The organism is Planomonospora alba (assembly GCF_039534085.1).
Classification (GTDB): Bacteria; Actinomycetota; Actinomycetes; order Streptosporangiales; family Streptosporangiaceae; genus Planomonospora_B; species Planomonospora_B alba.
Genome location: NZ_BAAAUT010000162.1, coordinates 1 through 993 on the forward strand (window position 1 = coordinate 1; position 993 = coordinate 993).

Here is a 993-nt window from a genome sequence, read left to right on the forward strand (position 1 = left end):
GCGCAGCGGCGCGCCCGGCAGCTGGACGAGCAGGCCGCCGAGCTGTCGCGGGCGCTGGAGGAGCAGAACGCGCTGCAGCAGCTGCTCAGCCACCGAACGATGCACGACCCGCTGACCGGGCTGGCCAACCGGGCGCTGTTCACCGACCGGCTGGAGCAGGCCACCGCGCGCCGTTCCCCGCTGGCGCGGCACGCGCTGCTGCTGCTGGACCTGGACGGGTTCAAGCACGTCAACGACAGCTACGGCCATCCGGTCGGGGACCAGTTGCTGGTGCAGGCCGGGCGGCGGCTGCGGGCGGTCGTGCGCGAGGCCGACACCCTGGCCCGGTTCGGCGGCGACGAGTTCGCGGTCCTGCTGGAGGACATCACCTCCGAGGAGGCGGGCGAGGTGGCCCAGCGGGTGGTCGAGACCGTCTCCGAGGGCTTCACCGTGGGCGGGCGCTCCCTCCACGTCACCGCCAGCGTCGGCCTGCACATGATCGCCGAGGCCATGGAGGCGCAGGAGGCGCTCCGCGACGCGGATCTGGCGCTGTACGCGGCCAAGGCGGCGGGCAGGAACCAGATCAGCGTCTTCCATCCGGGGCTGCGGGTCGAGCAGCTGGACCAGGTGCGCATCGCCGAGGGGCTGCGCCGGGCGCTGCGGGAGGACGAGTTCGTGATCAACTACCAGCCGGTGGTGGATCTGCGGACCGGTCAGGTGCGGTCGGTGGAGGCGCTGCTGCGCTGGCAGTCGCCGGAGGGCGTGGTGCCGCCGGACGCGTTCATCCCGACGGCGGAGAGCACGGGGCTGATCGTGCCGATCGGCACGCAGGTGCTGCGGCGGGCGTGCGCGGACGCGCGGCGCTGGTACGAGCGGTACGGGATCTCGGTGAACGTGAACGTCTCGGCGGTGCAGTTGCGTCGTCCGGAGTTCGTGGCGACGGTGCTGGAGGCGCTGGCGGAGGCGGGGCTGCCGGGTGAGGCGCTGGTGCTGGAGATCACCGAGACCGCGCTG

Annotated in this window: 1 protein-coding gene; it reads left to right on the forward strand. The window is 73.1% G+C overall.

What is annotated here, in order from left to right; all coding sequences use genetic code 11:
- On the forward strand, window positions 1-993 hold a 993-nt coding region (locus ABD823_RS34420), incomplete at both ends, for a putative bifunctional diguanylate cyclase/phosphodiesterase (RefSeq protein WP_344867149.1).